We start from the raw sequence: 5,146 nt of genomic DNA on the forward strand, positions 1-5,146 counted from the left end.
TGGACTTCGGGGCGTCGGGGTGGGTGCAGGCGGCCAGCACGCACCAGGACGCCATCTGCGCGTACGACGTCCACACCTTCTGGCCGGTGATTCGCCACCCGTCGCCGTCGGGCACGGCGCGGGTACGCAACGACGCGAGGTCCGAGCCGGCCTCCGGCTCGGAGAAGCCCTGACACCAGATCACGTCGCCGGACGCGATGGCCGCCAGATGCTTGGCCTTCTGCTCGGCTGTGCCGTACCGCATCAGGGCCGGGCCGACCCAGTTGATTCCCATGTACTGCGGACCGCGCGGTTCGTGTCGCGCCCACATCTCCTCGCGCAACACCGTCTGCTGCCAGACCGAACCGCCACCGCCGCCATGCTCTTTCGGCCAGGCCAGGGCCAGCAGCCCTTCGGCGGCCAGCAGCTTGCAGAACGCCTCCGTGGTGGCCAGGTCTTGCGGGTCGTCGGTGCACGCCCCCAGAAAGTCCGCTGGGATGTGCTCGGATATCAACGTGCGCAACCGGTGTCGTAGCTGCTCGGCGTCGTCGCCGAGATCGTAGTCCATCTTCGTCATCCCTTCGGCAACCCGAGCAGCCGCTCGGCGATGATGTTGCGTTGGACCTCCGAGGTTCCGCCGTAGATGGTGGCGGCCAGCGCGTCCTGGCGCTCGAACAGCAGATCGGGCTCCCCGGCCGAGCCGGGTCCGTGGGCGGCAGCGGCCAGCTCCCAAACCCGCTGCAGGGTCACGGATCCGAGTAGCTTGGAGATGTCGGCCTCCGGGCTGGGGCGCCCGGCCAGCTCGTTGTTCAGGGCGCGGTACCCGGTGGCGCGCAACGCCTCGGCGTCGCCGAGCAGCGCGCCGAGTTCGGTGTAGATGTCCGGGTCGCGCCCGCCCCGCGCCGCCTCGAGCCCGCGCTTGATCTCGACCCAGTTCATGATCCAGATCATCTGGCGCTCATGGTGTAGCGAGGACAACGCGACGTTCCAACCGCCGTTGAGCGGCCCCAGCAGGTTTGCGGCCGGCACCTCGACGTCGTCGAGGAAGACCTCGCAGAACGTCTCGTCCGAGATCGACGCCATCCGGATTGGCTCGATCCGCACGCCCGGGGAATGCAGGTCGAGGATCAGGCAGGAAATGCCACGGTGCTTTGGCGCCTCCGGGTCGGTGCGGGCATACAGGGTGCACCACCGTGATTCGTGTGCCTGCGTGGTCCAGATCTTGTGACCGGTGACCCGGAACAGGTCCCCGTCCCGCTCGGCCCGCGTGCGCAGCCCGGCGAAATCGGATCCGGCCTCCGGCTCGGACATCCCCAGCGCCCACCATTCGTCGCCGCGCAGCAGGGGAACCAGGAGGCGGTCGATCTGGTCGGGGGTGCCGAACTGGCGGATGCCGGGCGCGGCGACGTTGGGGCCGGCGATGTTGGGCAGCTTGGGTGCCGAGCGCAGGGCGGCCTCCAGCCGGACTTCCATCGCGTCGCGCAGACCCAGCGAGCGCCCGCCGTGCTCGCGCGGCCAGGTCGGCTGTATCCAGCCCGCTTCGAAGGCGGCGCGCTGGTAGTCACGTCGCAGCGCCAGGTCCCAGCGGTAGGTGCGGTAGTTGTCGTAGTAGTCGCCGGGCAGAAACCGCGTCAGCCAGGCGCCGAATTCCTCGACCACAGGGCTCATTCCGCGCCTCCCGCAAAGCGGCGGCCCACCTCGTGGTAGAGCGCGCGACTGTCGCCGAGCATCGCCGCGCACTGCCAGGCGTGCCGGACGTAGAGGTGGATGTCGTGTTCCCAGGTCTGCCCCAGGGCGCCGTGCACCTGGACCGCGGTGCGCGCGCAGGTGACCGCCGCGTCGCCGGCCGCCGCCTTGGCCAGTGCCGCGGCGGTCCAGGCATCCGCGGGACCGGTGTCCGGGTCGCCGAGCCGGGCGGCCGCCGCGTAGGTGAGGCTGCGGGCGCGTTCCACGGCGACGTAGTTGTCGGCCAGTGCGTGCTTGATTCCCTGGAACGCGCCGATCGGCGTGCCGAACTGGCGGCGCGTCTTGGCGTGCTCGACGGCGCGGTGCAACGCGGCGCCCGCCACCCCGACCAGGTCGGCGGCCGCGGCCACCAGCGGCGTGGCGAGGGCCGATTCGACGCCCGCCGAGCTCAGGGGCGCGGTGGCCAGCGGCTCGGCGTCGACGTCGACGTCGGCGACGGGTTGTGCGGGGTCGGTGGACTCGCCCGCCGCTGCGGTCACCCCGTCGCCGCAGCGCGCCACGGCCGCCACGAACCCGTCGCCGGCATCGGCCAGCGTGACGAGGAACTCGGCGCGCGGCAGGTTGGGGACCGCGACTGCGCGTCCGCGCAGGCGTCCGTTGTGCAGCGCCATCGGGGCCCCGGGCAGCCGGGCGCCGGGGGAGTGGACCGCCAGGGTCGCGACGGCACCGCCGGCGATCTCGGCGAGCACGGAGTCGAGGCCGGTGCCGCGCAGCGCGCCCGCGGCCAGGCCGACGCTGCTCAGCAACGGGATCGGCGCGATCGCGGCGCCGCATTCCTCGAGGACCACCGCCAATTCGACGGGGCCGTAGTCGCCGGCCGCCAGTTCGGTCCAGCCCAGCCCGACGACCGTCTTCCACAGGCTGCGCCAGCGGTCGGGGTCGGTCAGGGCTTGGTGGGCGGCGTCGGGTGGGCACTCGGTGCGCAGGACGTCGCGCACGGCGTCGCGCAGCGACAGCTGGTCCGAGTTCAGGCCGACGTCCATAAGACCTCTAACATACTAAAGATAGCCAGCTAAGGGGACGGGTCGGCGGCGGCCGCGCGCCGCCGGGCCTCGGTGGGGACGATCGGCGGCCGCGCGAAGGGGCCCCGCCGCACCGCACCGAGCCGGATCTCCGGCAGGTCGACCGACGGGTCGACGGTGTCGAGCCAGGCGACCGTCGCCGCGACATCGGACGCCTGGATCGCGTACATCTCGAACGGAACGTCCTGGAGCATCTCGGTTTCCACCGGACCCGGCGTGACGAGGTGGACGCTGATACCGTCCCGATCGACTTCGAGCGCCAGCGCCCGGGCGAACGCGTTGACTCCGGCCTTGGACGCCGAGTAGGCGGTGCGGCCCGGCATCGGCTCGTGCGCCGCCGATGACGAGACGAACACCAGCCGCGAACCGGCGCGCATCCGGGGCAGCACCGCGGCGGTCACCACGAAGCACGAGTCCAGGTTCGCCGACATGATGTCGCGCCACTGCGCAAACGTCTGCTTGCGCGCGTAGGTCCCGCCCAACGTGCCCGCCGCGTGGACCACGAGGTCGATCGAGTTCAAAACCGCGATCGCGGAGGCGAATCCGTCGCCGTCCGAGGCGTCCGCCGCGATGTGACGCGCACCGATCTCCACGGCGGCCGTCCGCAGCGGGGCTTCGCGCCGGGCCACCAGCACGACGTCGTACCCGAGCTCGCAGAGCCTGCGCCCGCATTCCTTCCCGATCCCGCCGCTGCCGCCGGTCACCAGCGCGGTTCTCACGGGGCGGCCTTCAGGAGCGCCGCAAGTCCCGCGGGCGGGACTCCAAGCGGGAGAACGCTTGCGGCGACAGCGCATTGATCCGCTGACCGGATGCCCCGGACAGCACGTAGGTCTGGGTGTCGGCGAGGTGGCGGCCCGCGATGCGGCGGGCCCGGTCGACGTCGCCCTCGGCGATCGTCTCGGCCAGTTTGACGTGGGTGTTCAGCACCGCGCGGCGCTTGGCCAACGAGGGGTAGGTGCCGCGCGCCGCACTCTCGTCGGCCCACTGCCGTTCGTGGCCGGTCCACAGGGTCTCCAGGCTGCCCACGACCGCGATGATGGTGTGGTTCCCGCAGCCGCGGACGATGAGATCGTGGAACTGGCGGCCGATTTCGGTGAACCGCCGGCCATCGTCGAGATGCTCGGCCATGGCATCGTTGACCCGCTTGAGCTCGGGGACCAAGGTGTCGGCCCGGTCCGGCCGTTGGGCCGCCAGTGCGGCGCAGGCCGGTTCGAGCTCCTGCAGCGCCATGCCCAGGTCGGCGACCTCGACGGACTCGCTCTGCAGCAACAGGCCCAGCATGTAGGCCGCGCTGGTTTTCGCCGGGGCGTGCACGACGGCGCCGCCCCTGTTGCCCCGGCGCACCGACACCAGCCCCTCGGTTTCCAGGATCCGAAGCGCTTCCCGCAGCGACACCAGGCTGACGTTGAACTGTTCGACGAGCACCTCTTGGCGCGGCAGCAGATCGCCGTCGGCGAGCTCGCCGTCGACGATCTGGCGACGCAACTCGTCGGCCACGATCTCGGCGATCCGCGGCGCCGACAGCCGGCGGCGGGAGTCAGGTGCAATTCCCAAGGCGGTCATCCGATCCTCGCAGCCAAGTCCACTCCACAGGCTCAGCTATTTTAGCAGTAATGGTATAAATAGCCGGGTGAGCTGCGGGTCCAACTGCCGCCCGACACCGCTGGCCGAGTTGCGTGTCGTCGAGATCAGCGACCGGATCGCCGGCGGCTACTGCGGGAAGCTGCTGGCCGACGCCGGTGCGCAGGTGCGCAAAATCGAGCCACCCCAAGGGGACTGGCTGCGACGCTACTCCGCCGGCTGCGCACCGGTCGCCGAGGGTGATGCACCGTTGTTCAGTTACCTCAACGCGGGCAAGCAGAGCATGACCTTCGCGCCGGATTCGGAACGCTATCGTGCCGAACTGGCCGCCGCCGACGTCGTGGTCGTCACCGCCGACCGGGCGCGGGCCGCGGCGCTGGGGATCGATCCGCGGCGGCTGCTGGCCGACTCCCCGCACGCGATCGTCGTCACCATCTCGGACTTCGGCTGGAGCGGGCCGTACGCCGGGCGCGCTGCCAGTGAGCTGACGCTGCAGGCCTGGGCGGGCTCGCCGGGGTTTCGTGGTGACCCCGCCGGGCCGCCCATCTCGATCGGCGGCGACCTGGGCGAGTACATGGGCGGCGTGTACGCCGCGTTCGGCGCGCTGGCCGTGGGCCGCCGCGTCGCGCGCGGCGGCCCCGGCGAGCACCTCGACCTGTCCATGCTCGAGGCGATGACGGCGATGCAGAGCAGCGAATGGTTGCACTCGCAGCTGCTGCGGCGGCCGCCGATCCGGCGCACCCTGGAGGTGCCCTCGATCGAACCGGCCAAGGACGGCTACGTCGGCATCACCATGGTCACCGGCCAGCAGTGGCTCG

Annotated in this window: 6 protein-coding genes; 1 reads left to right on the forward strand and 5 read right to left on the reverse strand. The window is 71.4% G+C overall.

Annotation, left to right across the window (positions count from 1 at the left end):
* From AC2VOR_RS01175 to AC2VOR_RS01195, 5 genes are all read right to left on the reverse strand, one after another.
* Nucleotides 1-556 (reverse strand): acyl-CoA dehydrogenase family protein (locus tag AC2VOR_RS01175; RefSeq protein WP_486963054.1); only part of this gene is annotated, 556 nt, incomplete at its 3' end.
* Nucleotides 553-1,647: an acyl-CoA dehydrogenase family protein gene (locus AC2VOR_RS01180; protein WP_369737782.1), complete on the reverse strand. Its 1,095-nt coding sequence runs from the start codon at nt 1,645-1,647 to the stop codon at nt 553-555. The genes AC2VOR_RS01175 and AC2VOR_RS01180, both read right to left, overlap by 4 nt.
* Complete coding sequence (locus AC2VOR_RS01185; RefSeq protein ID WP_369737783.1) at nt 1,644-2,708, reverse strand: acyl-CoA dehydrogenase family protein; 1,065 nt, start codon at nt 2,706-2,708, stop codon at nt 1,644-1,646. The genes AC2VOR_RS01180 and AC2VOR_RS01185 overlap by 4 nt, the downstream gene beginning before the upstream one ends.
* A gap of 29 nt (nt 2,709-2,737) precedes the next feature.
* Nucleotides 2,738-3,466 carry an SDR family oxidoreductase gene (locus AC2VOR_RS01190; RefSeq protein ID WP_369737785.1) on the reverse strand — a complete coding sequence of 243 codons (729 nt, stop codon included), beginning with the start codon at nt 3,464-3,466 and terminating at the stop codon, nt 2,738-2,740.
* 10 nt (nt 3,467-3,476) lie between these two features.
* Nucleotides 3,477-4,310, reverse strand: coding sequence for a FadR/GntR family transcriptional regulator (locus AC2VOR_RS01195; RefSeq protein ID WP_369737787.1), 834 nt, complete (start codon nt 4,308-4,310; stop codon nt 3,477-3,479).
* Nucleotides 4,311-4,377: 67 nt separating this feature from the next.
* Here AC2VOR_RS01195 and AC2VOR_RS01200 point away from each other — a divergent pair.
* Nucleotides 4,378-5,146 (forward strand): CoA transferase (locus AC2VOR_RS01200; protein ID WP_486963055.1); only part of this gene is annotated, 769 nt, incomplete at its 3' end.

It is taken from the genome of Mycobacterium sp. TH-M103 (genome assembly GCF_057473785.1).